The organism is Mesorhizobium sp. M1307 (genome assembly GCF_040318155.1).
In the GTDB taxonomy this organism is placed as follows: domain Bacteria; phylum Pseudomonadota; class Alphaproteobacteria; order Rhizobiales; family Rhizobiaceae; genus Mesorhizobium.
The window spans coordinates 23813-48911 of the sequence record NZ_JAMYLR010000011.1 but is presented as its reverse complement, the minus strand read 5'-3'; the positions used below and the strand labels follow the sequence as shown (position 1 = coordinate 48911).

General features: G+C 59.4%; 22 protein-coding genes and 4 pseudogenes. 13 read left to right on the top strand and 13 right to left on the bottom strand.

The annotated features are described in order from the left end of the window. Positions 1-433 precede the first annotated feature (433 nt). From NKH16_RS15360 to NKH16_RS15350, 3 genes are read left to right on the top strand one after another with little or no spacing between them, the layout of a single operon-like run. Positions 434-679 (top strand): type II toxin-antitoxin system VapB family antitoxin, encoded by a 246-nt coding sequence (locus NKH16_RS15360; protein WP_352699631.1) that lies wholly within the window; start codon positions 434-436, stop codon positions 677-679. After that, the gene (locus tag NKH16_RS15355) at positions 679-1107 is read left to right on the top strand and encodes a type II toxin-antitoxin system VapC family toxin (RefSeq protein ID WP_352451707.1); all 429 of its coding nucleotides are present in this window, start codon (positions 679-681) and stop codon (positions 1105-1107) included. Before NKH16_RS15360 ends, NKH16_RS15355 begins: the two co-directional genes overlap by 1 nt. 23 nt (positions 1108-1130) lie before the next feature. After that, positions 1131-1310, top strand: coding sequence for a hypothetical protein (locus NKH16_RS15350; protein ID WP_352570973.1), 180 nt, complete (start codon positions 1131-1133; stop codon positions 1308-1310). Between the two features lie 720 nt (positions 1311-2030). Here the strand turns inward: NKH16_RS15350 and NKH16_RS15345 are convergent. The 4 genes and pseudogenes from NKH16_RS15345 to NKH16_RS15330 form a co-directional block, all read right to left on the bottom strand. Next, positions 2031-2435: a type II toxin-antitoxin system VapC family toxin gene (locus NKH16_RS15345; RefSeq protein WP_352900231.1), complete on the bottom strand. Its 405-nt coding sequence runs from the start codon at positions 2433-2435 to the stop codon at positions 2031-2033. After that, on the bottom strand, positions 2432-2665 hold the full coding sequence (locus NKH16_RS15340; protein ID WP_352455481.1) for an AbrB/MazE/SpoVT family DNA-binding domain-containing protein: 234 nt from the start codon (positions 2663-2665) through the stop codon (positions 2432-2434). Before NKH16_RS15340 ends, NKH16_RS15345 begins: the two co-directional genes overlap by 4 nt. A gap of 125 nt (positions 2666-2790) precedes the next feature. Next, positions 2791-3057, bottom strand: a pseudogene (locus NKH16_RS15335) (RES family NAD+ phosphorylase); the annotation flags it as partial. Next, positions 3054-3462: pseudogene (locus NKH16_RS15330) on the bottom strand (antitoxin Xre/MbcA/ParS toxin-binding domain-containing protein). The pseudogenes NKH16_RS15335 and NKH16_RS15330, both read right to left, overlap by 4 nt. Before the next feature lie 513 nt (positions 3463-3975). Here NKH16_RS15330 and NKH16_RS15325 point away from each other — a divergent pair. From NKH16_RS15325 to NKH16_RS15310, 4 genes and pseudogenes are all read left to right on the top strand, one after another. Beyond that, a complete protein-coding gene (locus NKH16_RS15325; RefSeq protein WP_352900386.1) occupies positions 3976-4650 on the top strand; it encodes a protein-L-isoaspartate(D-aspartate) O-methyltransferase in 675 nt (224 codons plus the stop codon). 304 nt (positions 4651-4954) lie between these two features. Next, positions 4955-5233 (top strand): annotated as a pseudogene (locus tag NKH16_RS15320) (SIS domain-containing protein); the annotation flags it as partial. A 791-nt stretch (positions 5234-6024) separates the two neighbouring features. Continuing rightward, a complete protein-coding gene (locus NKH16_RS15315) occupies positions 6025-6729 on the top strand; it encodes a Crp/Fnr family transcriptional regulator (RefSeq protein WP_352900227.1) in 705 nt (234 codons plus the stop codon). A 926-nt stretch (positions 6730-7655) separates the two neighbouring features. Beyond that, positions 7656-8408 carry a LuxR C-terminal-related transcriptional regulator gene (locus tag NKH16_RS15310; RefSeq protein WP_352900224.1) on the top strand — a complete coding sequence of 251 codons (753 nt, stop codon included), beginning with the start codon at positions 7656-7658 and terminating at the stop codon, positions 8406-8408. A 972-nt stretch (positions 8409-9380) separates the two neighbouring features. On the opposite strand, the gene NKH16_RS15305 is transcribed toward NKH16_RS15310, so the two are convergent. The 4 genes from NKH16_RS15305 to NKH16_RS15290 all read right to left on the bottom strand — a co-directional run bounded on the left by NKH16_RS15305 (position 9381) and on the right by NKH16_RS15290 (position 12498). Then, positions 9381-9815 (bottom strand): hypothetical protein, encoded by a 435-nt coding sequence (locus NKH16_RS15305; RefSeq protein ID WP_352900221.1) that lies wholly within the window; start codon positions 9813-9815, stop codon positions 9381-9383. Positions 9816-9877: 62 nt separating this feature from the next. Continuing rightward, complete coding sequence (locus tag NKH16_RS15300) at positions 9878-10342, bottom strand: PIG-L deacetylase family protein (protein WP_352900219.1); 465 nt, start codon at positions 10340-10342, stop codon at positions 9878-9880. A 305-nt stretch (positions 10343-10647) separates the two neighbouring features. Further along, positions 10648-11481, bottom strand: coding sequence for a LuxR C-terminal-related transcriptional regulator (locus NKH16_RS15295; protein ID WP_352900217.1), 834 nt, complete (start codon positions 11479-11481; stop codon positions 10648-10650). Between the two features lie 846 nt (positions 11482-12327). Next, positions 12328-12498: a hypothetical protein gene (locus NKH16_RS15290; protein WP_352900215.1), complete on the bottom strand. Its 171-nt coding sequence runs from the start codon at positions 12496-12498 to the stop codon at positions 12328-12330. Positions 12499-12697: 199 nt separating this feature from the next. Between NKH16_RS15290 and NKH16_RS15285 the strand changes: the two genes are divergently transcribed. Further along, positions 12698-14728, top strand: coding sequence for a polysaccharide biosynthesis/export family protein (locus NKH16_RS15285; RefSeq protein WP_352900212.1), 2031 nt, complete (start codon positions 12698-12700; stop codon positions 14726-14728). Between the two features lie 247 nt (positions 14729-14975). Here NKH16_RS15285 and NKH16_RS15280 read toward each other — a convergent pair whose 3' ends face one another. Next, positions 14976-15980: a class I SAM-dependent methyltransferase gene (locus NKH16_RS15280; RefSeq protein WP_352900209.1), complete on the bottom strand. Its 1005-nt coding sequence runs from the start codon at positions 15978-15980 to the stop codon at positions 14976-14978. A 1068-nt stretch (positions 15981-17048) separates the two neighbouring features. On the opposite strand from NKH16_RS15280, the gene NKH16_RS15275 reads away from it, so the two are divergent. Together NKH16_RS15275 and NKH16_RS15270 are read left to right on the top strand one after the other, a co-directional pair. Beyond that, positions 17049-18284, top strand: a complete 1236-nt coding sequence (locus NKH16_RS15275; protein WP_352900207.1) for a carboxylate--amine ligase — start codon at positions 17049-17051, stop codon at positions 18282-18284. Continuing rightward, positions 18263-19036, top strand: a complete 774-nt coding sequence (locus NKH16_RS15270; RefSeq protein ID WP_352900204.1) for a metallophosphoesterase family protein — start codon at positions 18263-18265, stop codon at positions 19034-19036. The genes NKH16_RS15275 and NKH16_RS15270 overlap by 22 nt, the downstream gene beginning before the upstream one ends. Before the next feature lie 416 nt (positions 19037-19452). Here the strand turns inward: NKH16_RS15270 and NKH16_RS35010 are convergent, their stop codons facing one another. Further along, positions 19453-19644 (bottom strand): ISAzo13-like element transposase-related protein, encoded by a 192-nt coding sequence (locus tag NKH16_RS35010; protein ID WP_502911706.1) that lies wholly within the window; start codon positions 19642-19644, stop codon positions 19453-19455. On the opposite strand from NKH16_RS35010, the pseudogene NKH16_RS15260 reads away from it, so the two are divergent. From NKH16_RS15260 to NKH16_RS15250, 3 genes and pseudogenes are all read left to right on the top strand, one after another. Then, positions 19616-19910, top strand: a pseudogene (locus NKH16_RS15260) (ISAzo13-like element transposase-related protein); the annotation flags it as partial. The gene NKH16_RS35010 and the pseudogene NKH16_RS15260 sit on opposite strands and share 29 nt — an antisense overlap. A gap of 695 nt (positions 19911-20605) precedes the next feature. Continuing rightward, positions 20606-20731, top strand: coding sequence for a hypothetical protein (locus tag NKH16_RS15255; protein WP_352900201.1), 126 nt, complete (start codon positions 20606-20608; stop codon positions 20729-20731). After that, complete coding sequence (locus NKH16_RS15250) at positions 20728-20916, top strand: hypothetical protein (protein ID WP_352900198.1); 189 nt, start codon at positions 20728-20730, stop codon at positions 20914-20916. The genes NKH16_RS15255 and NKH16_RS15250 overlap by 4 nt, the downstream gene beginning before the upstream one ends. A 145-nt stretch (positions 20917-21061) precedes the next feature. Here the strand turns inward: NKH16_RS15250 and NKH16_RS15245 are convergent, their stop codons facing one another. The 3 genes from NKH16_RS15245 to NKH16_RS15235 all read right to left on the bottom strand — a co-directional run bounded on the left by NKH16_RS15245 (position 21062) and on the right by NKH16_RS15235 (position 25094). Then, a complete protein-coding gene (locus NKH16_RS15245) occupies positions 21062-22243 on the bottom strand; it encodes a GNAT family N-acetyltransferase (RefSeq protein WP_352900195.1) in 1182 nt (393 codons plus the stop codon). Between the two features lie 251 nt (positions 22244-22494). Then, positions 22495-23829, bottom strand: a complete 1335-nt coding sequence (locus NKH16_RS15240) for a lipopolysaccharide biosynthesis protein (RefSeq protein ID WP_352900193.1) — start codon at positions 23827-23829, stop codon at positions 22495-22497. Next, positions 23820-25094 carry a glycosyltransferase family 4 protein gene (locus NKH16_RS15235; RefSeq protein ID WP_352900191.1) on the bottom strand — a complete coding sequence of 425 codons (1275 nt, stop codon included), beginning with the start codon at positions 25092-25094 and terminating at the stop codon, positions 23820-23822. The genes NKH16_RS15240 and NKH16_RS15235 overlap by 10 nt, the downstream gene beginning before the upstream one ends. Positions 25095-25099 lie beyond the last annotated feature (5 nt).

Sequence of the window (25099 nt, the reverse complement as noted above, 5' to 3'; positions counted from 1 at the left end):
TCGATCGACGTGGCCGTGACGATCGGCTGAAGCCATCGCAGGACCATTGCACCTTCCCGGGGCAGCGGGCTTGGCATTTGTGCGAATGCTAACTCCTTTGGTACGACCCCAAAATCGACCATCCAGGTTTTCATAAATGGCCCCTTCCCCGCAGCACGCTGTCTGGGATGTTTCGGCACACGATCGTGATATCGAAGCTGCATATCAAGCTGCAGCAAAAAGCTCATGCTGACCGGCCGGACGAGATCGAAAGAAGGTTCGGCTGCGTCAGGCGTCCTGGCAATCCGCCCGACTGAGCACCAGAACCGACCCTCCCGACGGATTTTCGCGAGCTGCATTCCTCCCTCCCCTCCTTATCAAAACCGCCGCTCGCGAATTCGCTGGCGAGTATATCTCCGGTATGATATACATATATCACTCGGAGGATATACAGATGCCGCTCTTCATTCGCGATCCCGACGTCGACGCCATGGCCGTCGAGCTGCAGCACATTACCAACGCGCGCAGCAAGACCGAGGCCGTCAGAACCGCCTTGCGCCATGAGATCGAGCGCAACCGCGGCAGCGTCCCGCTGCGCGAGAGACTTGCCAAAGTCAAGGAAATGGCGCGGCGGATCGGGCCGGCCAACCCTGATTTCGATATGAAGAAATTCACCGACGAAATGTGGGGCGACGACTGATGTTCGTCGATGCCTCGGTGATCGTTGCCATCCTGAACGAGGAACCTGGCGCGGAAGAACTGGAAAAGCGGCTCGCGGCCGCGACCAAGCCGCTGTATATCTCCCCGCTCGTCCGGTTCGAGGCAGTCCAGGGTCTCGCGCGAGCATCGGCCGAAGCCATCAAAAAGAACGCCAAGCCCACGGCCGACATGCTGGCGCAAGCCCGTGATACCGTCGACGCCTTTTTGATCGAGATCGCCGGCAAAGAAATCATGATATCCGGCGACATCGGCGACCGGGCTATCGAAGCCAGCATGAAATACGGCAAAGCAGTCGGGCACAAAGCCGATCTCAATTTCGGCGATTGTTTTGCCTATGCTTGCGCGAAGGCTCACCGGCTTGCCCTGCTTTACAAGGGCAATGACTTTTCACAAACTGATCTGGCGTAAGCGTCGAGGAAGATATCGACGTCGTGGCTTTCGCGATGGTTGATCTGGATCATCATCGCCGTGCCGCCGCCAAACGACCATTCGAATTCAAAACCTCCGGCCTTCTTCCGGAGCTGGTCGATCAGATCGGCAGCAATGGCGAAAAGCCGCCGCCATTCGGACGGACGACGGCTATGGACCTCGATCATCAAGCAGCGAGTTGATAGGTCGCGCCGGACCAGGCAGAGAAGGCCGCGAAAGCCTTCAGATAATCGACCGCTATCTGGTGCGCGGCGGCGAACTCCATCTGCTGCTCGACGGCACTTCTCCACGGAAGGCACTGACCTGCCCAGGATACTGCTTCGCCAGATCTAGATCCGAAAGACAATGAGCCGGCGCCACCCCGTCGAGCTGTTCGCTGTAGGGCGCGTTAACTGTCGTCAGAACCAAGACCAGATGCTCGCTCATAGCCATGCAAAATAGTCAATTCGTGGATGGGCACAAGCTGCGAGACTCGGGCACTGCAAAATGGCTCGCGAGGCTCACAATCGTCCTTCCGTCGACCACAGTGACGCCTGAGCGGTCAGGCGCGCGTAGACGGACGAGCTACAGAAGCGCGCGGGATCGAGCAGCATTCGGCAGGCTGCGAACTGACTTCGGAGCATGACTCCGGCACGTCTCGCCCTTACCAGCTGCCGCGCGCGATCGGTTCCGCGTCGACCTCACCAAAGGCTCTGACGGTCCCCTCCTCGCGCTTGAAGCCGTAAGGTGTAAACGGCGGTTCCGCATTTCAGCTTACGACTTCAATTGAAATCGGGAAATAAAACCGACGCCCGCAAATACCAACGCCGCCGCGATCGCTTCCGAGTCGACCTGACCAAAGCGTCCGGGCTCTAAAACGCCCCCTCTCCTGCCGGCGCGGTTCGAGGCCTCGCCGGGCGCGCTCAGGAGGCTGGCGTGATCAACATCAGCGATGGAAAATAGGTTTGATAACGGCCGACGTCGCGGGTGAGCAGCGGCAGCTTACCGACCGCCGCGTGGGCGCCGATGAAGAAATCCGGCAGCACCCCGGTGCGCGATCCGCCCGATTTGCGATACTGGGTGAACACCTTTCCGGCCAAGAATAGCGCCGGCCGCGGCATCGTCACGATCTCGAGGCCGGCCGCGTCAAGAAAGGCGTCGAGATCCTCGATCCGGCTGTAGCGGACCGAGAGCTCTGCATAGACGACGTCGTTGATCAGCAACGGTCCGCGCAGCGAGGCGGCCTCCAACTGTTCGATCGACCACTCTGCCCAGTCCTGATTGTCGGTGACGAGGTCAAGCAGAACGTTGGTGTCGACCAGCGTCACGCTTCGCCGCGCGTCAAGGTCATGATAGCCTCGGTGCTCAGCCCCTTGCCGGCATGACCGCGCAGCTTGGCAAAGCGGCTCGCCGGCCGTTTTTCGTCCGCACGAACCAACACCACGCTGCCGTCGGCGGCGCGGCGAAAATCCACTTGGCTGCCCGGTGCGATCCCCAAGAGATCGCGCACGGGCTTGGGAATGGTCACTTGACCTTTTGCGGTTACGGTCGTTGTCATTGCAGCCTCGGTAAGGACACCTGGAATTATGGTATTACCTCCGCGCGATGGATTCAAGTATCGGGAGTTGCCTGAGCCGTTAGCCGCGAACGGGACGTCCGCAGATCCTTCGCCGCTGACCTTCTCCCGGCGTCGGCCTGGCCTTGCGCCGTCCTCAGATCGACAATGTCATCGCAATCGATCTCGTATGAGCAAAGCACGCAGGGATCAATGCGATGTGCAAAACCCTGATTGGCCTCCTTCACGGCCGTCATGATGTCGAGCGCCAGATAAAGCGTAGGCACACCTTTCGGGTTGAATCTGGCACCCCGAATAGCCGCTCCGTCGCCTGAGATCGGCTGGAACGACCAACGCGGATCACGGGTGCGGTAGCAAATTCCGGCAAACCTCAAGCAAAGCCACCAACGGCGACATGATCCAGGTAGTCGCGAACCGCGCTGGCCTTGCCTGTCCTTAACCAGAGCTTCCGCCGTCCGCCCGCCGAATGCCGGGATCGGCTGGGCCCGGTACCAGGCCATCGCCTGCTCCTTGCCTCCAGCCCAGTCGATCACCCTGCTGATAATCTCAAGCATTTCACGAAGGCGACCTTACGTCTTTGCAGCACGGCTACGCTCAACCCTATAGCGGGTTTCCCGTGCAAGACCCGCCGTTTCGGCAAGCTGACCTTTGGACATACCGAATCCATCCGCAACCTGGGCGATAGCGATCTTCCCAGCCCGACCCATATAGGACAGCAACAATGGTTCGTTCTGAACTGGAACTTTCAACGCTTGGGTCAACCCTGTCTCCCTTGCCATATTCAGAAACACATTTCTTGTGCACCAGATATGGAATTGTGCGACGGACTACGAGCCTCGGTCGGCTGATGGGACGTCTTGAGGCCTCACCAGACGCATTCATACGTTCGTTTTCTGGCACATTCCTTATGTGTATAAACACCCCAAAAAAAGCCCTGTCAAAAACGACCGAATGCGCGCACAATCGCGAGTGCCCCCAGCTGCGGCCTCATTGGGATGCGCGCGTCTCGACCGAGGATCGGGCGACCGACGCCAAGTCGACGAGGTCAAGGCGGCTGGCTGCGGCCTCGTCCACCAGGAGCACGGCTCCGGCGCCTCGCTCTCCCGGCCGGTGCTGGCCACTATGGCGATATAGCGCCCAGAATCTCCAGGGTCGCCGCCGGCGATAGCCTGCAAAGACGGTCACTCACGCTTGCCCTGGGCACCCGTAATGGAAACGATGGCGGGCGTTACCGTGGCGAACAGGATATAATGCTCACTGGCAGCAAGCTGGTTGAGGAAAGCCCCACCGTCATGAAGCCAATGAACGAAGAGCACCTCGCGGTCCTACGCAGGCACATGGTCGAGATGATTGCAATCCATACCGACCTTGCAAGCGAAGAACTCGGCAAGGCCGCGCTCGATGAGCGGGTGATTGCAGCGATGCGGCGAGTGCCGCGGCATCTCTTCGTGCCAGCCTCGGTTGCACCTTATGCCTACCAGGACATGCCGCTGCCGATCGGCTTCGATAAAACCGTCTCGCAGCCGTTCATCGTCGCTCTCATGACCGATCTCCTCGCTCCCCAACCGCACGAGGCGGTGCTCGAGATCGGCACTGGCCTGGGCTATCAAACCGCAATCCTCGCGGAACTCGCCTGGCAAGTTTGGAGCGTGGAAATCATCGAGGAATTCGCAAGCCATGCCGAGGCTCTGCTGCAGGGCCTCGGCTTATCCAATGTCGGCATTCGTGTCGGAGACGGGTCGCGCGGCTGGCCTGAGCACGCCCCATACGACAAGATCCTGGTCACCGTCGCAGCTGGGCGCGCGCCGCCGGCCTTGCTTGAGCAGCTCAAGCCGGGGGGACGGCTGGTTCTGCCTGTGGGACCTGAAGATGTGCAGTTGCTGACGGTCATCGACAAGGATTCGGCAGGGCAACTGAAGACTCGGAAACTGATCCCGGTTCGGTTCAGCCGGCTCGAAACGGTCTAATGAGGTGCAACAACTGGCGCGACCGCGCTTTCCGACCGTCGATCAGATGCCAGCCTTCCGCGTTTCTTCGCCCTTGGTGAATGCGAAAGAAACCACCCGTTGCAGACTCCGAACGGAAGGCAGGTTGTCGTCGTGAGTGTCATCGGAAATGGAAAATGACAAATCGAAGAACGGGCACAGCAAATTTTGCGGGCTGAAGCGGCAGCTATTGAAGCCGTGGAGCTAAACTCGGCCTTTGATGCCGCCATCAAAACCGTAGAAGCCTGCCGGGGAAAGTGAACATCACGGGCATGGTACACCTGCGGCCTTTGTGCATCCGGGCGAGGCAGCACATGGCGACTTGGGTATAATTGGCCCTGAAGATTGCCTTTTTGCATTCTCCACTTCTGGAAAGACCCGAGAGGTGGTGGAAATGGTGGAGTTGTCCCGACATTTAGGCCCTCACAAGGTCGTTGCCGTCACGTCTCACACAGAGTCTGACCTGCGACTTATCAGCGACATCATCATTGACATGGGTGAAATCACATGCGGCTCACGCCCAGTCCAATGTGGAGTCAATGTTCCGAGCCGATTGACACGTTGATGTCCATTCGCCGGCGTAGTCGGGATTGACGAAGCGATCCGTGATCAACCCTTCATGCCCAACTGGTGTTGCGCTCGTAACTATAGTGATGCGGTCCAAAAGACACTGCGAGGGCACGCGTCTAGCGACCTTCGCGAGAGTTCGTTGCCAAAGTTGCGGCTCTGACACATCATACTTCGGCGTCCTCCTGAATCGATCAAAAGCCACGGAACGCTAGGGTCGTGCGATCCTTCTTTGGCCCTCAAAACCTGACCCGATCAACCTCCCCAGCCGCCTTCCCCGCCTCCGCCGGCTCCGCTCCCGCCGCTCCCGGAGCCGCACCGGAGCAGCGATAACCATTTCCGGTCGCGCCGATGGTCCGACTGCTGGTCAGCAATCTGCGCTTCAGCGCCGCGAGATCCGCTCGCCCACTTAGCAAGATGTGCCGGAGGACTGGGCCTCAAGACGAAAATCTGGCTGCTATTGGGATCGACGCGACATGGGATTCACTGTGCCGACTTATCCCGATGATCCGACATTTGACTTGGTCCGGCGAGAGCTAGGAAGCCGGTCGCAGGCCAGCTGCTGCTGAGCAATGATCTTACCACACTTCTGCGGGCCTCGGCGTGGATCGTCTCGCCGAAGCCGGAAGACTTAACTGCCTGATGATGCTTGCAATCCCTTGATCTCAAGGGAGTCTACCTCATTCAAACAGACGAGGACAGTAGGCAATCCTGCCTCTACCGTCGGTGGTCCTTCTGTCAAACTCGTGCGGGAGCAATTAGTGTAGGTTGTGCGGAAATTGAAGCAACATGCAAACACTGTTGCAGTTCATACACTCGCATCCCCTAGGGGGGACATTCTCGAAGGACGATTGGGGTAACAACGATTTTCTCGGTGTTACCCCAAGAATTTACAAACCCCATTCGGTGATATGCCGCCAGGATGACAACAACGATGGGATATTCATCGTAAAATCGGGTTGGGCCCTACTTTACCGCGGACTACTGGACGGAGAACGGCAGATCATCGACACTCCTCTGCCGGGGGACATTGTCGGGTTCCGTTCCGTAGACGGACCCCGTCTAGCGTCCCTGGCGTCCATAACCGAACTAGCTGCATATGAAATTTCCAGCAAGAAACTAGTAGAGGCCATCTTGTCGGAAGGCCGCCTTGGCAAGACTATCGCCTGCTCCCTGGCCCGCCTGAACGCCATCCTTGCCGAACACCTCATGAATGCCGGGCGGCGAAACGCGATGAGTCGCACCGCCCATTTCCTGCTCGAGTTGGAGGAGCGGCTCTCGATCGTTGGCCTGTCGGCCCATGGAAGATATGAGTGTCCCCTTACCCAGCACGAATTGGCCGACATCCTGGGAATGACCACCGTTCACCTCAATCGGACGTTGAGGGAACTCCGCAAGGCCGATCTCGTCGCTTTCAAGGCAGGCCGTGTAGAGGTGATCAACCGCAAGAAGCTGGTCAAAACAGCCGGATTCGACAGCGAGTACCTCAGGTAAAGGTTATTCCCCTCTAGCTCGGGTTCAATCGTCCCTAGCGGGGCTTTCGCGTTGCCCCCTGCGGCGCGGTGCGGGGCACCAGTGCATGGGCCGTCAGCAAAATTTCTGCTGGAAGACGACAGTGCGCCGTCGCTCGAGCAGTTCCACACGAGTTTTCCGGCCGGTTAGTGCGCGGCTTACCTGGCGGGGCCGCAGTCTATCTTGACGAGGGCAGCCGCAAAGGCCCGGCTATCATGACCGACGGCAAAATGGCCTATCACATGAGGAGAACGTGCTGCCGCAATACGTGCAAGCTGCTCATACGTTACGGCAGATACAGCCAAATGTTCTCGGACCTAAAACGCTGGGCCCCGGATGCCAATATCCACCTTCAGGAATTCTCTACAATCGCGAGGAACTACCGATCCTCCTCGAATGGCTGCTGGGATTGGGCTTGGCTAAGCGGTCCCATTCCTGAGAATGGCATCTTCGCCAACCCGGTTAATCAACCTCCTAGAGGTATCCCCTTCCTTGGCATTCCTTGAGGGGTCGGATATCGTTTCACCGGTGGCACATGGCCAAAGAATTGAATCTCGCCGGTCCCGCGCGCGTCACGATCGAACTCGCGGGACCTTCAGGGCGGGTGACGCGGTCTCAACACGTGTCCTCTCAAGCGAGACCGTCGACGTGAAATTTCCCAAAAATTAACTTATGTTAGAGAACGCTTATAAATAGACGATAGGCTGCACAAGCTGTTCTCGCTAGGGGGCGAAGAACTGCTGAAGGCGCCCGAGCTGGGTGAACCTCACGCTTTCACAGGGGCTGGGTATTCACACACGAGCGCATTCAAAGACAGGGCTGGGTATTCAAACTTTCAGATTGCGAGAGAATGAGGGGAGTTTTGGCAGCCGCAACGCGGCTTGTGTGCGAAAAGATTGGGGATTGACATGGGTTCCGCAGCAGGACGGCATAATTACACTTCGGCCAATCGGTCAGGAGTCCTGTCCAGCGGAACGGAAAGCGTCCACGGCCAAGCAGGCAGGGGAAGCCTCCTCGTCCTGGACGGAAGGGCCCTAGACCGCGAGTGTCTCGCACTTGCCCTCGCGGACCACGAGCTCGGCATGGAAATCGCGGCCATGGGTTCAATCGATGAATGGCGCGTGAAGAAGGGCTCGGTCCCACCCCTTGCAGCCATACTCTTGAACCTTGGCGGCCGGAAGGTCACCGATCATGGCATCGCAGACGAGATTAGGCATATTTCGTCCGAATTCAAATCAGTCCCTGTGGTTATCCTGGCCGACACCGAAGATCTTGCACACATACTGAACGCTCTCGAATGCGGCGCGCGCGGCTACATTCCGACCTCGGTCGGAATTGATGTCTGTGTCGAGGCTATAAACCTTGCGGCAGCGGGAGGCATCTTCGTCACTGCGAGCAGTGTCCTTTGCATGCGCCACCTGATAGGTTCGGACAGCCGCGACACGCAGCCTTTGAAAGGCATGTTCACGCTCAGGCAGGCCGAGGTCGCCCAGGCGCTCCGGCGCGGAAAAGCGAACAAGATCATCGCCTACGAACTGAACCTGCGCGAAAGCACCGTGAAGGTCCACATCCGAAACATCATGAAGAAGCTGAAGGCGACCAACCGCACGGAAGTCGCCTACAAGGTCAACGATCTCTTCGCGAGAAGGAACTCTTCCTGAAGCGTTCCCAAGCAATGTGACGGCCCGCCTCGGGTGAATCCCGCAGGCCGTCTTAGTGACAGTCGCGGGATCTCCGTTGCATTGAATGGTATCCGGAAGTCGCCCGAGATACAGGGGGCCCCGGTGCGGATTCGTTGCCCCGAGCTTCCTGATAGCATGCTGTAGGGGATTTTGGCGGGGTGCTCCGAAGCCCCGGCTTCGTCGCGATGATCTTGTTCTGCAGTCCTCTGGAAAACTGTTCCAAGGGGCGCAGTATCGGCAGTGTGTCCGCCTCGGGCCTCCACCATAGATGCTATCCGAGACCCTACAGGGAAGGCGTAAATCCTCAGCCGAGCATGTAGACCTTGCTGCCGGAATGGAGGGGTCCGCATGTCTGAGCAAAGCCTTCGTTTGCCCAAATCCGTCCCCCTGCAGGAAGGCGGCCGTGAACTGATCCCGGGCAGGCAGCCACACGTCCACGAAAGGCGAGAACCAGTGTCCCGTCCTCGCGCCGAGCTTCCTCGAGCGCGGTTTGGGGTGCCATGTCTGGGACGCCGACGGGAACAAGTGCGTCCAATACAGATGCTCCCCGGGTCCGGCGAGCATGCGGCCGCAGAAGCTCTCTGCGCTCGACCCCACGGCAAGGCCGGCGTAGACATACCGTCCCCTGTTCCTGCAGGATGTTCAGGCGTGGAGTGCTCATGCCGCGCCCGTCGTCAGCTACACCGCGCCGAGGCGGCTGTCAGGAAGAAGATATAGGCCGCCGACGGTGCACTGCCGGTGATAGCACGCCTCACTTCGGTTGCGGACCAATAAGGTGACGGCCGTCTGACAAACGGTTCTAGGTGTCGCCGAAGGGCTTCGCTGGGACCTGCACAGGGCGGCACGCAAAGCCAAGAAGATTCCGGCCGACAGGAAACTGGCCTGGAGGACGACCGCTTGAAAAGGGAAATGCGCGATTTCCGCCAGTTCGGAAGCTGACCGCGATTCGGGTTAACTTTCTGCCGCTGAATCCGGCGATCCATCTGCAGTGTCAGGGAAAGTGTGTCTGGCCACCCATCTTATGGCTTCTTCGATCGTATCGAAATTCTTGTGCTGCCCGCTCAGCAGCCCGAAGCCTGTCTCGAGGAACCATTTGCCCTTCGTGGAGTAGGCTTCCTCGTCGATCTGAGTAAGGACCGCGACCAGTTGGTCCCATTTCCACACCAGAACCCCGGATTCTCCGCCCTCGACCGTTCCGATCCGGGCTTTCTTGAATGAAAATCCAGGAGCAATTTTTGCCTTGCCCACTTTGATGAATCCCTCAACTTCAAAATGGATAGTAAAACGGTCGGCTTGAATGGCTAGTTCTGTACTATCTTTCCTTGTAGACGTCTTTCTGCCGGACCGTCGTAGACGAATATTTAGCAGATCGCCCGATGGGTTCAAGGCCCACTCCATTTTTCGATGGTCGCCCCGCAAGTTTTTTGCGAGAGAATGTGTGCAAACTGCTAAAGAATTTTTGCCCTTCCGGAGCGTGAAAGCCCCGGCGAAATGCTCCGGTGCCCGGCATTCCATCCCGCGCAACCTCGCAAGCCCACCGAGTGTCTGGCGGTCGAACCAGTCCCTGGAGCGCAGCGATCCGAAGTGCGTGTCGAGGGGCTCATCTTGCGTTCCAGCACGTCGGCCGTGAGCGGCACGTAGGCATTGGGGTGGCAAAGGTCGCAGTCCCAATTTCGGGATCTCGTATTCGAGCACCAGATGATCACGGAAGACGTCCAGGTCAGTTGGTTGACCTCCCGCTGGCCCTGATGGGCGTCGAACCTGGCCTGGATTAACACCACGTCGGGATGAAACCGTGATCTTGCATCGATCAGCCGCTGCTTTATCGATCGGCTGTGGGCGGGGAAGTAGCTGTCTTCGAAATCCGCGACGGCAATCACAAAGGCCGGGTCGCGGTCCCGTTGCGGGTCCACCGCAGCGCCCCCATTGCGATCCCGTCTCTACTGCACCCTCCTTACGCTACCATCGCCGGGGGTGATTTGAACCTACGCGTTCTTGATCGCAGAACCTCGTATCAGGGCGCAGCTTTGGAAAGCGCATCGTAGAAAGGTGTGGTTGCGGGGACCTGAGACCATCTCAAAATTGCGGTTTTCAGCATCGGCATCTACTGTGCTGGGTAGCTGGTCGCATCGTTCGACCGGGGTCTTCTTCGTGCGGCAGCATAATGCAGCGTACAGGTCACCAGCCCGAAGGACGATATGTCAAGACGCGGAGGCGGTCACATCGGATGAGTGTTCTTGACAAGGTGGTACTCCTTTTGTGCTTCAAGTAGCTCTTGCGGATGGGGAGAAGGCTGAGTTGCCGTCTTTTCGGTCCCTGACGGGCCATTGCCAGGAGCGGAAGTGAGCATACCATGGTTCATCGCCCAAACTGCAGCCTGGGTGCGGTTGCCGACCCGAATCTTTCGAAGGATGGCCTTCACGTGCACCTTCACCGTCGCTTCGGCGATGTTAATCTTGCGCGCGATTGTTTTGTTAGATTCTCCTCCGATCAAGCAACGTATAATACAATCTTCCCGAGTTGACAACATTGATGGTTCTCGATCAGCGCCCTCCATTGTAACATCCACATTTGTAAAATTATTTACCGCATCATGTTTCAGACGATGTCTTATGTCTTGAATAAACGTCGAAGTTTCTGCAGGTAGCACCGTCTGACCTAGCATAACCAATTCGAGAGCCTTGATGAAAGTGTCGTGAGCGGCAACTTTTGTCAAATACGCGTCCGCCCCCGCACGAAGGGCTGAAACTATATCGTTCGGTCGACAGTGATCGGCTAGCGCAACGACATGGCTGGTCGGATAAATCGCTTTAAATTCTGCAATTTGTGCGAATCCAGCATCCGCGTCAGTACCGTCGACATCCATGATGAGCAAGATGGACCGGTGCTTGGGTAGCGGCTTCTGCACAAGGTCGTGAACACAAGCCGCAGAGAAAAGAATGCGAAACTTTGCTGCATCCAGAATTAGAACAAGGCCCTCTCGGAGTAACTCGCTTGAGCTGACAAGCACTGTTGTAAAAGACTTTGTGGTCATCAAGGATTTCGTTGTCATCGTAGCCTCCCCTGACGCGATTGAGGGACGCACGTCTCGCAAGGCGCTCCTCGCATAGTTTCTTTTTTGACCGTGTTACCTTACGCCAGGAAAACCCTAGACAAGAACACCCTCTTTAGGCGTAGGGTAGCTTCGTCGAGAGGTACCCCGGATTCTCAAGCCTGAGGCCTTAGTGAGGGTGCGAGCCCTGGCTTTCAGCCGCTCCGGGCGGCAGCCAGCACCATCGTGGCGCCGGATGCGCGGGCCACGAGAGTTGCCGGGCCTGGTCTCCCGTGGCGCGCGGGTGGTGCCGCCGGTCTGGGGCGGTGCGGCGTGTCAGGCGGGAGAACCGCGGGCCCAGGGGGCCGCGCCGCGAGCAGCCGCCATTTTGGGATGAGGGCGCAAGCCGAGGAGACGGCGATCTTGACGCGGCGCGCGCTGATCCTGACCAGCGCCCGAGCTTCACCAGCTTGAGGAGCAACGTGCCACAGCTGGCAGGGCGACAGGGCGTGGGCCAGGGCGATGAGGCGCAGCGCGCACAACTGCACGGATACCTTCCGGGCATCGAAACAGGCGATTTTCTGCCGAGCCGCTCCTTGCGTTGCACCTGCGGAGGGCAATAGAGGAGTTGCCTAGCGCGGCCCCTGAGGCGGCCGATATCGGGGCAGCGCTGCCGGGAGTTCTGTGGCAGGGACCGGAATTCGAGCCTGGTGAGATCCGGCGAGAGAAAATGGGGCGGGCCAGTTCTGCTATTGCTACCTCGATAGGTGCCGAGATTGACGGCTTCGTCGAGGCCGCCTCTTCATTCATCAGGCGAGTCAAGCCGTCGATCAGGTCATCGACGTAGCAGAATGATCGGCTTTGCGACTAGGAGCCGGAGATCGTGATCGGCTCGTTCTCCAGGGCCTGGATACGAAGTTGGAGATGGCCCAGCCATTCTGCGAATGCATGTTGGGGCCGCAGGCGGTTCGAGACGCTGCGTCGGACCACTATCTCCGGCTCTTCGTTGCGTTCGATCGCCTTTGTCCCGTTTGCCATCAAAGAGGTTCCCCTTCAGCGCAGCAATCTGCTCATTGGACAAGTTCGCCCGAGGGGTGTTTATCCGGAAGGAGTGCCTACAAAGGGATAGTTGTGCCGCTGGCGGTGAAGGATCACGATAAGGCAGAGCCTTCCTCGTCGACCGATGCTCGCCAGTTCGGGACGGGCTGGCCACCATTGAAAGTGAAAGCCACGGGCCATGGCCATGGATGCAAAATACAATTCCGAGCCCGTCACTCCCTCGTCACAGGCGGCCCGCCGCAGGGGAATGAAGGCCGTCCTGCTTGTCTTGGGGGTCTTCGGGGTCGCCGTCCTGGGCGCGGGAGCGGTCAGAAACTGGGAGCCCATGGAGGTTGTTTCCAGAGCCGTGGCGCAGAAGGTCGAGGCTGCCTCCGGAGCCGTGGCGCAGAAGGTCGAGGCTGCCTCCGGAGCCGTGGCGCAGAAGGTCGAGGATGTCTCCGGAACTGTGATGGATGCCTCCGGAGCCGTAATGGAGAAGGTCGAAGATGCCTCCGCAGCCGTGGGGCAGAAGGTCAAGGACGCCTCCGCTGCCGTGGTGCAGAAGGTCGAGGATGTCTCAGGAACCGTGGTGCAGAAGGTCGAGGATTTCTCCGCAACCGTGGTGCAGGGGGTCCAGGATGTCTCCGGAGCCATGGTGCAGAAGATGTCTGCTGCTATCGATAGCCGGCAAGGACAACCGGCCCACGCCACGGCCGAACCCTCCCGCGCGATCGTGTCGGGACCGGACGCGTCGGCGGTGGCGCCGGTCGAACGAAGCGCCGTCCCTGCGGTTCCCACTAGTGCCGAGCCCCCCAAAACCCTCAACACGGGACAGGATGCATCGACCGCGGCGTTGGTCGAGCGCCCCGTCGTCCCTGCCGTCCCCACCAGTGCCGAGCGCCCCAAAACCCTCAGCACGGCGCCAGGCATGCCAACCGGAGCCCTGTTCGGCGTCGGCGATCGCCTCAAGGTCGCATTCTACGAGCGCGTCGACGTCGAGGAAGACAAGTGGGGGGGCGCGTCCTCGGCCTTGCACGGCATCCTGCAGCGTCCGGAACTGAGCGGCGAATATTTTGTCCAAGAGGACGGCACAATTTCCATGCCCTTGCTTGGCTCCATTCCGGTCGCCAACCGGTCGACGCAACAGGTGCAGGCCGACCTGGCGGAAATCTTCAATCAACTGCTGGGCCGCAAGGGGCTGGTCAACATCCTGCCGCTGGAGCGCCCGCCCATTTACGTGCTGGGGCCGGTCAAGAATCCAGGCTCGTTCAAGTACGCGCCCGGCATGACGATCCTGCACGCGATCGCGCTGGCCGGCGGACTGGACCGAGCCGAGAGCGAGCCGTGGCAGAAGATCGAAGCCGTTCGTGAGACCCAGAAGCGGAGCGGGGCGATCGATGCCTTGTTGAAGTTGCTCGCGCGCGAGGCGGTGCTGAAGGCCGAGCGCGACGGTACGGCACCCACTATCCCGCGCCAGTTGCTGGAACTGGCCGGCGCGAGCGAAGCGGCCAACCTCGTCAACGAGCAGAGCGACCGGCGCAAGGCCGTCGCCACGGCCCGCAAGGATCGCGAGCGCGCAAACCTTCGTGCGCTGGAGGCGGCCAAGCAGGATGTTGCCGCTTATGGGCGCATGGAGTCGCTCGACAAACTCGTCAAGCTGCGGCAGGAGCGCGTCAACAGCATGCGCACGCTCGTGGACCGCCAAGTTCTCAGCATGACGGTGATGGATCAGATCCAGAGTGAGTTGTCCGACGCGGAACAGCGTCGGCAGGACGCCCTCAACCAGTACGCGAGCGCCAAGCAGCGCCTCGCCTCGCTGGAGTCTGAGGTGTTGCGGACCCGGGCCGACCTCAGGAACGATCTGGAGGTCGAGATCGAGACCATGGAGAGCCAGATCGAGGCCAATGTGCGCGAGTTGAACGTCAGCGAAGGCGTCCTGTACACGTTGCCGGTGACCCGCGTCCAGTTTGCTAAGGACGCGAACAGCGCAACTTATCAAATCGTGCGGCAATCGGCAGCCGGGCCGGTCAGCATTGAGTCCGTCGGGATGACCCCGTTGCAGCCAGGTGACCTCGTCAACATCATCGTGGGCGAAAACGGGCCAAGAGAGCCGGCCGGTTCGCCGGTCCCGACCTCGTCGCCGACCAGCGAGAGCTTGCCGGCCGCGTCCAACCCCAACGATGTCGAGCTTTCCCGCGTGGTGAGGGAGGAGAGGATCGGTCCGAATTGATGTGGCTGCTTGTCTGCTGCCAGAATGGCTCCTGCCAGGTGATGCGGTCACTACTTTCTAGGCAGCATGGTCTTGGAACGTCGCGTCTCGAGAATGGCATTCAACAGTCGCACTGCTATCCTACGAAAAAATCTGGCAGGATACGCTCTCTCAGTGCGTCAAGCCAATCGACGGCGTGGCACTTGAATTAAGATTCGTTCGTAAGACAGCTGTCGTCAGCGGCACTCGATGCCCTCGTTGGCGGTAACTATCGCTGCGCGCCCTTGTAGTAGGCAATGATGTCCTTCGGTTTCATTGCACGCTGCGAACGCCGGCCAAGAAAATAGACTGCACTCGCGCCGTCGGCTGCATAGCTCGGCCGGGAAAGTCTTTCGAAATGACGAAGCCAGAACAGCCCCGTGGCCGCCATCGTGCCGACCTTATAACTCCCAAAAAGAGAGCCGACGAAGTAGCGGATGGACCAGAGCATCACAATCGCGGGGCCGCGCGTGATGCCGCCGTCGATCTCGTCAAAATGGCGGAACAGCCAACGATGTCCGCTGGGGGTGAAACGGGTGAAATCGTAGGGTCCCTCGTGGACCTGCTGCATGAAGGGCGTCTCTGCATAGACCACCCCGTCCGGGACTAAAACACGATGAATCTCGGCGACGACCTGCTCGGGCGTCAGGACATGCTCCAGGACGGCTTGGACCCAGATGCCGTGGATCGCCCCCGAGGCCAACGGAATCTGATGCCCATCCGCGATGATCAAGGTGAGGTCGGATTTGTAAATATCCGTTCCGATCAAAGTGAGGTCGGGGTCTCGATAAAGCGCTTCCGCGTCGCTGCCGATTGTGCCGCCTCCGATGACTAGGATGATGGGATGGGGATCCAGGCGCTTCGCCTCGGCGATGAAGCGGTCGGCATTGGCGGCGGTCGGGCTGGCGGATCGCCAGAAGAAGTCGTGGACCTTCTGGAGAAAGCCCGTGCTGCGATCCTTGTAAGAGCTTCCCCCGGCAAGTTGCACCTCCTCCCGGGACAGGACGGAGTTGTCGAAGTCGACCAGTACGGGAATGCCGTCGAGAGCCGGAAATCCGGCTTGGGACATTTCGCAGTCAGGGTCCTGGCATACGAAAGCGCGTGCTGGCGCAGCCGCCTGAACAGCCGCAATGCCGGATTCGCAGCGCGGGCAGCGCAAAAGCCCACGGACAACTAACTTGGCTGTCGAGTCCACCTTGCCTCCAGTTGCTAACATCAGCGATGAAATAACCATCTTCGACCACCAGGATGCGCCGAGTAGTCAAGGAATCATCACGCATTTGGGCGGCTGCGCTGCTGCGAGAGCCTCTCAATGGCACCGGGGTCAAAACCAGTCGCCGCCGACAGGCCCATGAAGTGCACTCCATGGCAGAGATGACGCGGAGACAATCAGCACTTTAACCCATGCCCGACGAAATACAACCCCGGGATGGACGACTCGAAGTTCGTGGACAACCTCGGAGTTTTTTCGATAAGACGCAGCTGCTCGATAATTGTGTGGTTTAGAAAAGGTAGACGATGCACATCGGCCTTATATCCGGTCGCCGCGATTACATGATCTGCCTCAACGACTTGAGTGTTGCCGTCCATGGAAACTAAGCTTAATTGCACTCCATGCTCTGATATTCTCACCTCCTGCGGCGAGCGTCCCACAAGTAAAGGAACAGCTGCTGCCCGATCTTTCATTGGCTTCCCTCTCGACGGAGCGGGAAACATCTCTGCCATTTCAAGTCGATAGTACTCGGGGAAATACCGAAAGAGCCAAGGCAAGTCCGCAAGCAGTCAATGTTTCCAACCCGGGCCGATTCTAGAAACGGGCATGCTAGGCGGCGTAGCACCGGGTGCGAGCCGGAGCCCCCACCAGCCACTGTAAATGGTGGCCGGCTCGCGCGAGAGATAAGGACACCCCGCCAAATTAACCGCTCCGATTGACGGTTGATCTCGGACGGATGGTGTAGTTCCATTCCGGATGGATGGCGTCGCTCTAGATTTCGAGCGCCTCCATTTCGGCATCGCTCACTTTGATACCCTTTTCGTAGGTCCGATATCGAGTGCGCTCTCGACTTTTGTTCCCCTTCGACGTGCTTGGCCGATAGATACTCCGGGTATATCCATTTGGATCGCCAGTGGACAACTCGACTCTTCCACGAGGATTAGCATAATAGGTGAGTTATGGTCCGGGGCCGCAGGGGCACTATTCGACGCTACGGCCCAAACAGCTCGGACCGGGAATGGGAACGGGCCACCAGCCGAAAACCCGTAGACATCAACCCGTTCAGAGGCAGTTGGGGGAATACCCGCAATGCTCGAAATTGACCGCCGAAAGCTCACGGCAGAACGGCCTCCGGTCCTTCTCGCGGCTGGCACGGTTTTGCTACGCCCTCTCGCCATGGCGGGCATTCCAGCGATCGTCGCATCAAGCGATGCAAACGACCCGACATTCGCTTCCCGCTATTGCAACGGACGTTGCATTCTTCCGCCCCGATCGGAACCCGAAGCACTGGTCGACGCGTTGCTCGATGTCGGCGACCGGCTTTGCAAATTGGTCGGCCGGCGCGTGCCTCTTGTGTACGGCGAAGACTACTTCCTGGAACTTATCTATGCGCACCGGGAGCGTTTTACGAAAACCTTTCTGCTCCTCTTGTCCGAACCGGAGGTCGGGCTTGCTCTGCTCACGAAGGACAGATTCTCAGCGCTCGCGCGCGACAGGGGGTTTCCGGTTCCTCGCAGCATTCCTTGGGAGGAACTCCCCGAGACGGACGTCCCCGTGCTTGCCAAGCCACGTTCCAAATCCGTCTGGAAGCACTCGCCGATTCAGGACGAGCTATTTGGAGACGGCAGCAAGGCTCGCGTTTTCGAGAATGGTCGCGAGGCAGCCTCACAGGCGGGCATCGCGCGTTTTCGCGACCAGCTGACATTCCAGACCTATATTGGTGGAGACGATCGCCAGCTCTGGTCTTTTCACGGCGTCTCGGACGAGCATGGGACAGTGCTCGCGTCCTTCGTCGGCCGTAAGCTGCGGACGTCACCGCCGTTCACGGGCGAGAGTTCCTTCATCGAACTGATCCAAGACGATGAGCTTGCCACATTCGGAAAGCGAATGGCGGAGCAGGTTCCTCTTAAGGGGATCTTCAAGATGGATTTCAAGACCGATGCGAAATCCGGCAAGCACTTCCTGCTCGAGGTGAATGCGCGCTTCAATCTGTGGAACTGCCTCGGCGCCGAGAACGGCGTCAATCTTCTCGCCGTCGCCTACGACTACCTGGTCGCGCGCAAACGTCCTCCGCCATTGTCCTATCGCACGGACACCCGCTGGCTCTGCCTACCGCTCGACTATCGCGCCTATCGTCAGCTCGCGGCTCGTCGCGAGCTCAGCTTGGTTGGTTGGATCACCTCGATCCTCTCCACGCGCATCGTCTACAATGTCTTCGCCTGGCGCGATCCCGCGCCGCTGGTGATGACCTTCATACGCAAGCTACGAAAATTGCTCAGGCTCATCATGGCGGGGCCGCGTCAATGGCGCTTTACGGCATCTTAGGCGACATCCACGGCAACCGGGAGGCTCTCCTCGCCGCGCTGGCGGCCTTGGACTGCCATGGCGTCGACAGGCTCCTCTGCGTCGGCGATGTCATCGGCTACAATGCGGACTCCAATGAGTGCGCAATGATCCTGCAGCAGCGCGGAATCATCTCCATCGCCGGAAATCACGATCTCATCGGCATCGGCCTGCTCGGGTTCGAGCGTTGCTCAAACAATGCAATGCACGCGCTCCAGCGCACGCGTCAGCTTCTCCATCCCGATACCGTCAAATACCTGCGCGTGCTGCCCCGCTCTCTTTCAATTGAGGCTCATCTCGTACTCGTGCACGGCGGGGTACGCGATGTGCAACAATATATGAGAACTCCGCACGATATCGCCAAGAATGTGCAGTACCTCCGAGCCGACTTCCCGGGCCGCCGGATCTGCTTTTATGGACACGTGCACGAGCAGAGACTGTTTGAGGTCGAAGAGGATGGCAGCATCCGTGACCTTCCTGCCAACGGGAAGGCGAGGCTGCGATCGGATCGGGAATACTTTATCAATCCGGGGTCTCTCGACGCCTCGCGCAAGAACGCGCCAAGGCTTGCCGAGTTTGCGCTTTTCGACGCCGGTCTCATGACCATCGAGTTCCTCAGCGTCCCCTACGACGATGTGCTCACGGAAGCCAAGGCTAGCGCAGCAGGCTATCGTATCGGCCCCTGGCGGGATCGCTTTTACACTCTGCAGCGCAGGATCCCCGGCCTTCGGTGATGGCCAGCGCGATCAACATCGTCGCTCGAGAGTTCGGGCACGCTGATCGGGCCGCCTGATTGTTTCCTTCTTTCCTGCCCTGAGACGAAACGAAACTGGGAACAGTGGCTCGGATGAATCGTCAGCGTAACATCGCGCCGACGGTCGGACGTGAGCCCTGTTTTTGGTCGACTGGTTCGCGCATTGGATTGGAGCAACGCGGCCTTCGCCGTTCGACTTTTCAACGGCACTGCGGAATAGCTTGATCGCGCGCCATATGGATTAAGCCATCGCAGCATCTCAGCCATTTCCCAGTGAGCGAGAGTATGTTACACGGAGCCGACTTGTCGACCGAAATCACCTTTTTATATCAATGCCATATGGGACGGTCCGCCCGATCCGCGATACCGCACACGCCAGGCGACTTAGGACACCCGTCATATCGACCGCTCCGATTGGCGGCTGATCTCGGACGGATGGTGTGCGGCGACCGCCTTGGCGTTGATGGGCTCGAATCGCGCGTCACGGTCGGGATGCTTGAAGCCCTCGTCAGCCTTGCGGTTCGACTGCCGACTGTAGCCCAGCCTCGCCAAGGCGGTCGCCGCACAGACCGCGGGGCAACCGGTCATCTCGGTCGACACCACGAAGAAGGAGCTGATCGGCAACTCCAAGAATGGTGGCACCGACTGCCGTCTGAAAAGCGATCCGTGGCGCGTGAAAGTGCACGACTTCGAGGACAAGGATCTGGGCAAGGTCGTGCCGTATGGCGTGTACGACATTGGCGCCAAATGCGGGGTGGGAGAGCGTCGGAATCACGAGCGATACGGCACAGTTCGCGGTCGCCTCCATTCGCTGCCGGCTGGATGCGATGGGGCGCGAGCGCTACCCGCCAGCGGGATGTTGATCCCCGCCAGCGTCGCCGCCTCCTCCTGCCAGTCGGTGCGCCCGATCGTCGGCTCGATAATGACAAACGTTTGGTACCTGCATGCCACTTGTGCTCAACGCCGCCGAACCCAAAATAGTCCACCCGGTCAAGGAAGGCCGCTGTGGTGCGCTCCAAGGTCTCGCTGACGGCGAGTGTGCAGAACGCAGTGCTTCCAGTGCCCGGTGGCGTGCTGGCCAGCTTGCGGTCCGTGAACATGCCGAGCGTCGCCCCGTTTCGGCCGCGGTAGAATAGGCAGAAATAGATGCTGCCATCGGGTCCGTCGATCGTTTCCTGCACGAGGACTGCGCCGGTCCGGTCCAGAAGACCACGACACGTGGTGACCGCCGCGTCGTGAGTGGCTGCCACCACCAGGCGGGGGGCATTGCCCTCGTGAAAGTGGCGCTTGTCGGCCGGCTTGATGATCACCGGCAGGCCGAGCGAGCGGATGCCCGGGATGTCCGAGCATCGCGGATCACGACTCCGTTCGGGATCAGCCAGCCATTCGTCTTCGCGGTCTCGTGAAAGCTAGCCTTGTCGTGCAGCATCAGGACGGTCTCATGGGCCGGTAGCCGGAACCGGTAGAGCTCTTCCAGCTCCGCGCGATGCTCTGAGATGGTGAGCAGGGCCAATTCGTCGGTGATAACGAGGCCGGGCGATTGCCCGATATGGCCGCCTTGCGGGAACGCTTCGCCCCCGATCCATCCCGGCTCCCCAATGTCGTCGTGCGCCTTGCTCCGCTCAACGCCTATGAAGCCCTGATCGGCGCCAGCCTGACGGGAGACGCGGTATGAAGACCAACAACGCTGTCGATACCGCCAAGCTCAGCCTGCTCCTCCACGAACTGCGCTTGCCGGCCATCAAGCGAATTTGTGGATCGAGATTCCCATCATATCGAGATCAATCCAGCCCATCCGACGAATATGCAATAAAAGCGTCGTATCGGACGCCAGTGATCGGTTGTAAAATGCTTCACTAACCGACCATTCATCACAGGCAACTTTGACGGGATCACTGTGGTATGTCTGAATTTTCTCGACCCCCATTCCGAGCGTGGACTATACTCTTTAGCGAAGATCAATGATTGTATCGCACGCCGAGGTCAAAAACTCGTGATCGGCCGATCAGAGAAACATGCGATGCAAGGATTGTCTTGTCTTGCGAAGAACCTGCCGCAGCGGCGGCTTTAATAACGACGTTTGATTATACCAAGCATATCCATAATGAATCGCTATTTGCACCGAAATTACAATACAACCGAGCAAAGTTCTGCCATCAAAATGGCAAAACAAGCGCAAATTAATATCTGACCATGCAAGCTTATAGGGCTCGTCGCCGACCGTAAAATCGAATTTCTGCATCTTCTGGCGAATGGCATATTGGATCATTTCCTGAATATGCTGACGGCCGGGACTGTATTTGGCGAACTCGTCTTGATAACTCGACATCACCAGTGAATAACTGGAATTGAACTTGAGACCCAGACCCGTCGCCACAGGAATCCCGTCCACATCCAGCCGAGTGACATGGATCACCTCGCGCAACCGAGGATTGGCGACAATCGCCAAATAAAATTCGCGAAAGCCCGGACGTGCGAACCTGTCATGAACACCCATTCGGGCAAAGCTGCTCCGTTTTTGTTCGATCAGCTTTGCAATGGTGCACTCGATCTCGGCCTGATCTTGCACGTCTACAAAGCGAATTGCCCCGCCACCTTGCTTGGCGAGGTTTTTGGCCTTTTTCCGGTGGGTATGCAGCGTCGAATTTGAAAACTTTGACGCATAAAACCGATCCCAGTTCGCTTCCGGGAGGGTTGCCACATGTCCGGCGCAATTAGCCACCAAGGCTGGCAAGTCGAGAAAGGGATTAGGTTGAGAGCCGACAACACTGGGCATATTGTAAAATTCAACAGCGTCGAAACGAAGTCGAGGATAGTCTTGAATCGCCCGAATTATGTCTTTCCACAGGCAGCCGAATTGCCCATATTTCACGTGATCGCTAAAATTTATCGCCAAAATGGGCGAATTATAATCGCACAATTCCGATCCAAACCAGACCAGCCGGCGGATCAGACCATGGCGTTCGATCGCCAATGGCAGAATAAAAACCGCCACGCCGGTATCGTCGAGACCCAGCACGATCACTGGAATCAGTTTCTCTTTGGAGCCGATGTGGCGATACCATTCCATCTGCCAATCAAACAATTGGAATACGGTACAATCCGCACGCTCCTCTAATGTTCTCCACTGAGCTTCCACCGCGTCCATATCGGTAAAAATTTGCAGGGCAATATTCGCCGTCGTCATTGGGTGTGCCTTTATGTAACAGTTTTAGCCAGTCCTGCTGCTAGAGAATGTTCTGCTTGAAATCCCAAAAGGTAGCGTGCCTTCCGGGTCGCCGATCGAATTATAGGGATCACCGGGTCGGGGCGAACCAAAGTTAATGGTCGGCTCACCCAACAACTGCCCGGCTATTTGCGCCAAGTCCAATACACTCGTCTCGATACCTGTACGTATCCTACGGTCGATAACCATGTGCCATGTGTGTGGACGGCTCCTCAGGTCTGGAGCCGCGACGGAGCCGGGCCTTCGTGCACAGGCCCGGCGGCAGAATCCAGTTTCGTCGCGAAGGCCAAAACGAGGGCCGCACACGCACCCTCGATGCTGACGGCGAGCGTCCAGCCCAGGACCAGGCCTTGAAGTCCATCAAGCTTCGCCCCCGCGACCACGAAGCACAGCTCCAGCAATCCGCCAAGCGCGAACCAGCGGGATGCCTTGCCCATCCTGTCGCCCAGCCGCGCCAGCGTGCAGGCATGAAATTTGAGCGTTGATCCCAACAGGCTGAAGCCGAGGAAGCTGAGGCTCGAACCGGCGATCTCCGGATAGGCCGGATTGAAGACCGCAAGGATCTCCTGAGAAAAGGTGAAGATGAAGGCGGCGCAGACCAGTGAGAAGAGCAATGACGCCGTCAGCGACAAAAGGATATCGTGCCTGGATTGTTTCGGGCTTGCTCTGACCACGGGGAACAGCACCATGGCCATGGTTGCGGGAATCAACGAAGCCATGGAGACCAGCATCCACAACGGCACGAAGGCGGCATTCGTGGTCGGCGACAGGAGAACCAGCACAAGGTAGGGCATGATGACGCTCGGGGCCTGCAAGGCGACATCGAGCGCGTAGTGGTCGAACACCTTGCGTCGGAGCGTATGGAGCAGCCGGAAATCGGGGGCCCCAAAGAGGTGACGCGCGCCGCCCCGGGTCAAGAGATCGACGCCGATCCAGGACGCCAGCAGGCCAACCACCCAGGTCAGAAGAATCGTGGCAGTGGAGGCGTAGCCCACGGCCCCGGCGGCGGCGATCAGCATCAGCTTGAACGTGGAGAACAGCACCAGCCGGATCATCTTGCCGCTGCTGCGCAGAGTGCCGACGAACGCCGGATCGGCCACGACGCTGAGACCAGTCAGGCCGCAGCCGAGGACGAACGCAGCGCCCACGAACCAGCCGCCGATCAGCCCGGTCGAGCTGTTGAAGTACGCCTCCCCGAAGACAAACAACAAGGCCAGGCCGACCGCCAGCGCCACCCCGACGCACGCTGCTGCGGCCGCGAGGCCGCGCTCCTTGCCGGGATGCCGGACGATTTCGCCCATCAGCAGGGGCCCGAGCCCGGCCTCCCCCAGCAGGCCGACGAGCCCCATCACTGACAGGAGAGCGGAGGCGTTGCCGATCACCTCCGGCGGAAACAGCCGGGCCGCGAGCCACCAAAAGACAAACCCAAGACCGGCCGCTGCAATCGTTCCGATCGCCAGAGCGCCGGAATTCAGGACGAGCGCGGCGCTCTTTCGAAGCTCTCGTCGGGCGCGAATAGCGGCCGTCCCGACGAGACCTACCGGCATGATGGCTCTCCCGAACCCTGGTGCGCCGGCACCGCGGACCTGCTGGCGGTTGGCAGGACGTCCCGGTAGACCTGCTCGATCCGGGTCACGACCGCTCCGGCCTTGAGGCGCTCAACCCTGGCGAGGCTTGTCGCCTCCAGGCGGGCCAGCAAGGCGCGGTCGTCCAGAAGTGTCTGCATCGCGTGGGCCAAGGCTGGCGCATCACCGGGCGGCACGAGAAGTCCCGTTTCGCCGTGATCGATCATATCGGGCATGCCTCCGACGTCGGTTGCGACGACGGCCTTGCCGGACGCCATCGCTTCCATGATGACGGTCGCACAGGGTTCCAGGCCGACCGATGGCGCCACGCCGAACAGTGAGCGTCGCCATGCGTGCATGACGGCGGAATGAGGCCACATGGTGAACACATGGACATTCGGCGGAAACTCGGTCGGTGTATCGGCGAGCGGGCGCCCGATCAGGACCAGCGGAGGCGCGCGCTCGAGGTCGGCATAGGCTTGCAGGAGAGCGTCAATGCCCTTGAGGCGCATCATATCGCCGACGAACAGGATGAATCCATCCCCGGGTAGCTCCCGCAGGCAGGGATCTTCCGGGCCAAGCACCTCGACATCGTCGGGCACGAAATTGGTGATGACCTCGTAGGGGGCGCGGCCTTGGGTCAGGCCGTTGTAACGCGCCACCGCGTGGCTCACCGCGATGAAACGGTCCACCACACGCCGGGCGGCGAAGCTCGACCCCCAGTTGCCAAACGTGGTCACGGCTGCCTTCACGGCCCCGTAATGCCCGGCAGCGCAGGGCAGGCACTTCGCCAGTGCTTGGCCACTGCAGAGATGGGTGCCCAAGTGCATGAAGTTCTTGTTGGCGCAGACAAGGCCGTAATCGTGGAGCGTAACCACGAGGCGTGCCCCACTCAGAACTTTGAGCGGCAGGAAGGACGCGTAGATCCAGTTATGGGCGTGGACGATGTCCGGCCTCTCCTGGGCGACCAGCCGCTTCAGGGCCAGCATCAGTTCGGGATCCGGAAAGGGTGGTGCGTGGCGGCGCTCGGGATCGCTGTGGAGGTCTGACAGGCGCTGGAGCGTGCCGCGCAGGCGGTGCACGCGGACCGCGCCGTCCAGCTCGGTTTCGGGCGATCCGGGATGCATAAAGGTGCCGACGCTCACGTGATGGCCCCGCTGCGCCAACGCCGCGCCGAGGTTGCGGACGTGCCGCTCCTCTCCCCCGATCACCGGAGGGTAGAACTGCGACAGTAGCAGGATTCGCATGGTCA

Bases quoted from the DNA above. Each gene is read 5' to 3' on its own strand.
- NKH16_RS15360 (WP_352699631.1), top strand. From the start codon at position 434: ATGCCGCTCTTCATTCGCGATCCCGACGTCGACGCCATGGCCGTCGAG.
- NKH16_RS15355 (WP_352451707.1), top strand. From the start codon at position 679: ATGTTCGTCGATGCCTCGGTGATCGTTGCCATCCTGAACGAGGAACCT.
- NKH16_RS15340 (WP_352455481.1), bottom strand. From the start codon at position 2,665: ATGACAACGACCGTAACCGCAAAAGGTCAAGTGACCATTCCCAAGCCC.
- NKH16_RS15325 (WP_352900386.1), top strand. From the start codon at position 3,976: ATGAAGCCAATGAACGAAGAGCACCTCGCGGTCCTACGCAGGCACATG.
- NKH16_RS15315 (WP_352900227.1), top strand. From the start codon at position 6,025: ATGCAAACACTGTTGCAGTTCATACACTCGCATCCCCTAGGGGGGACA.
- NKH16_RS15310 (WP_352900224.1), top strand. From the start codon at position 7,656: ATGGGTTCCGCAGCAGGACGGCATAATTACACTTCGGCCAATCGGTCA.
- NKH16_RS15295 (WP_352900217.1), bottom strand. From the start codon at position 11,481: ATGACAACGAAATCCTTGATGACCACAAAGTCTTTTACAACAGTGCTT.
- NKH16_RS15290 (WP_352900215.1), bottom strand. From the start codon at position 12,498: ATGGCAAACGGGACAAAGGCGATCGAACGCAACGAAGAGCCGGAGATA.
- NKH16_RS15285 (WP_352900212.1), top strand. From the start codon at position 12,698: ATGGCCATGGATGCAAAATACAATTCCGAGCCCGTCACTCCCTCGTCA.
- NKH16_RS15280 (WP_352900209.1), bottom strand. From the start codon at position 15,980: ATGGTTATTTCATCGCTGATGTTAGCAACTGGAGGCAAGGTGGACTCG.
- NKH16_RS15275 (WP_352900207.1), top strand. From the start codon at position 17,049: ATGCTCGAAATTGACCGCCGAAAGCTCACGGCAGAACGGCCTCCGGTC.
- NKH16_RS15270 (WP_352900204.1), top strand. From the start codon at position 18,263: ATGGCGCTTTACGGCATCTTAGGCGACATCCACGGCAACCGGGAGGCT.
- NKH16_RS35010 (WP_502911706.1), bottom strand. From the start codon at position 19,644: ATGACCGGTTGCCCCGCGGTCTGTGCGGCGACCGCCTTGGCGAGGCTG.
- NKH16_RS15255 (WP_352900201.1), top strand. From the start codon at position 20,606: ATGGCCGCCTTGCGGGAACGCTTCGCCCCCGATCCATCCCGGCTCCCC.
- NKH16_RS15250 (WP_352900198.1), top strand. From the start codon at position 20,728: ATGAAGACCAACAACGCTGTCGATACCGCCAAGCTCAGCCTGCTCCTC.
- NKH16_RS15245 (WP_352900195.1), bottom strand. From the start codon at position 22,243: ATGACGACGGCGAATATTGCCCTGCAAATTTTTACCGATATGGACGCG.
- NKH16_RS15240 (WP_352900193.1), bottom strand. From the start codon at position 23,829: ATGCCGGTAGGTCTCGTCGGGACGGCCGCTATTCGCGCCCGACGAGAG.
- NKH16_RS15235 (WP_352900191.1), bottom strand. From the start codon at position 25,094: ATGCGAATCCTGCTACTGTCGCAGTTCTACCCTCCGGTGATCGGGGGA.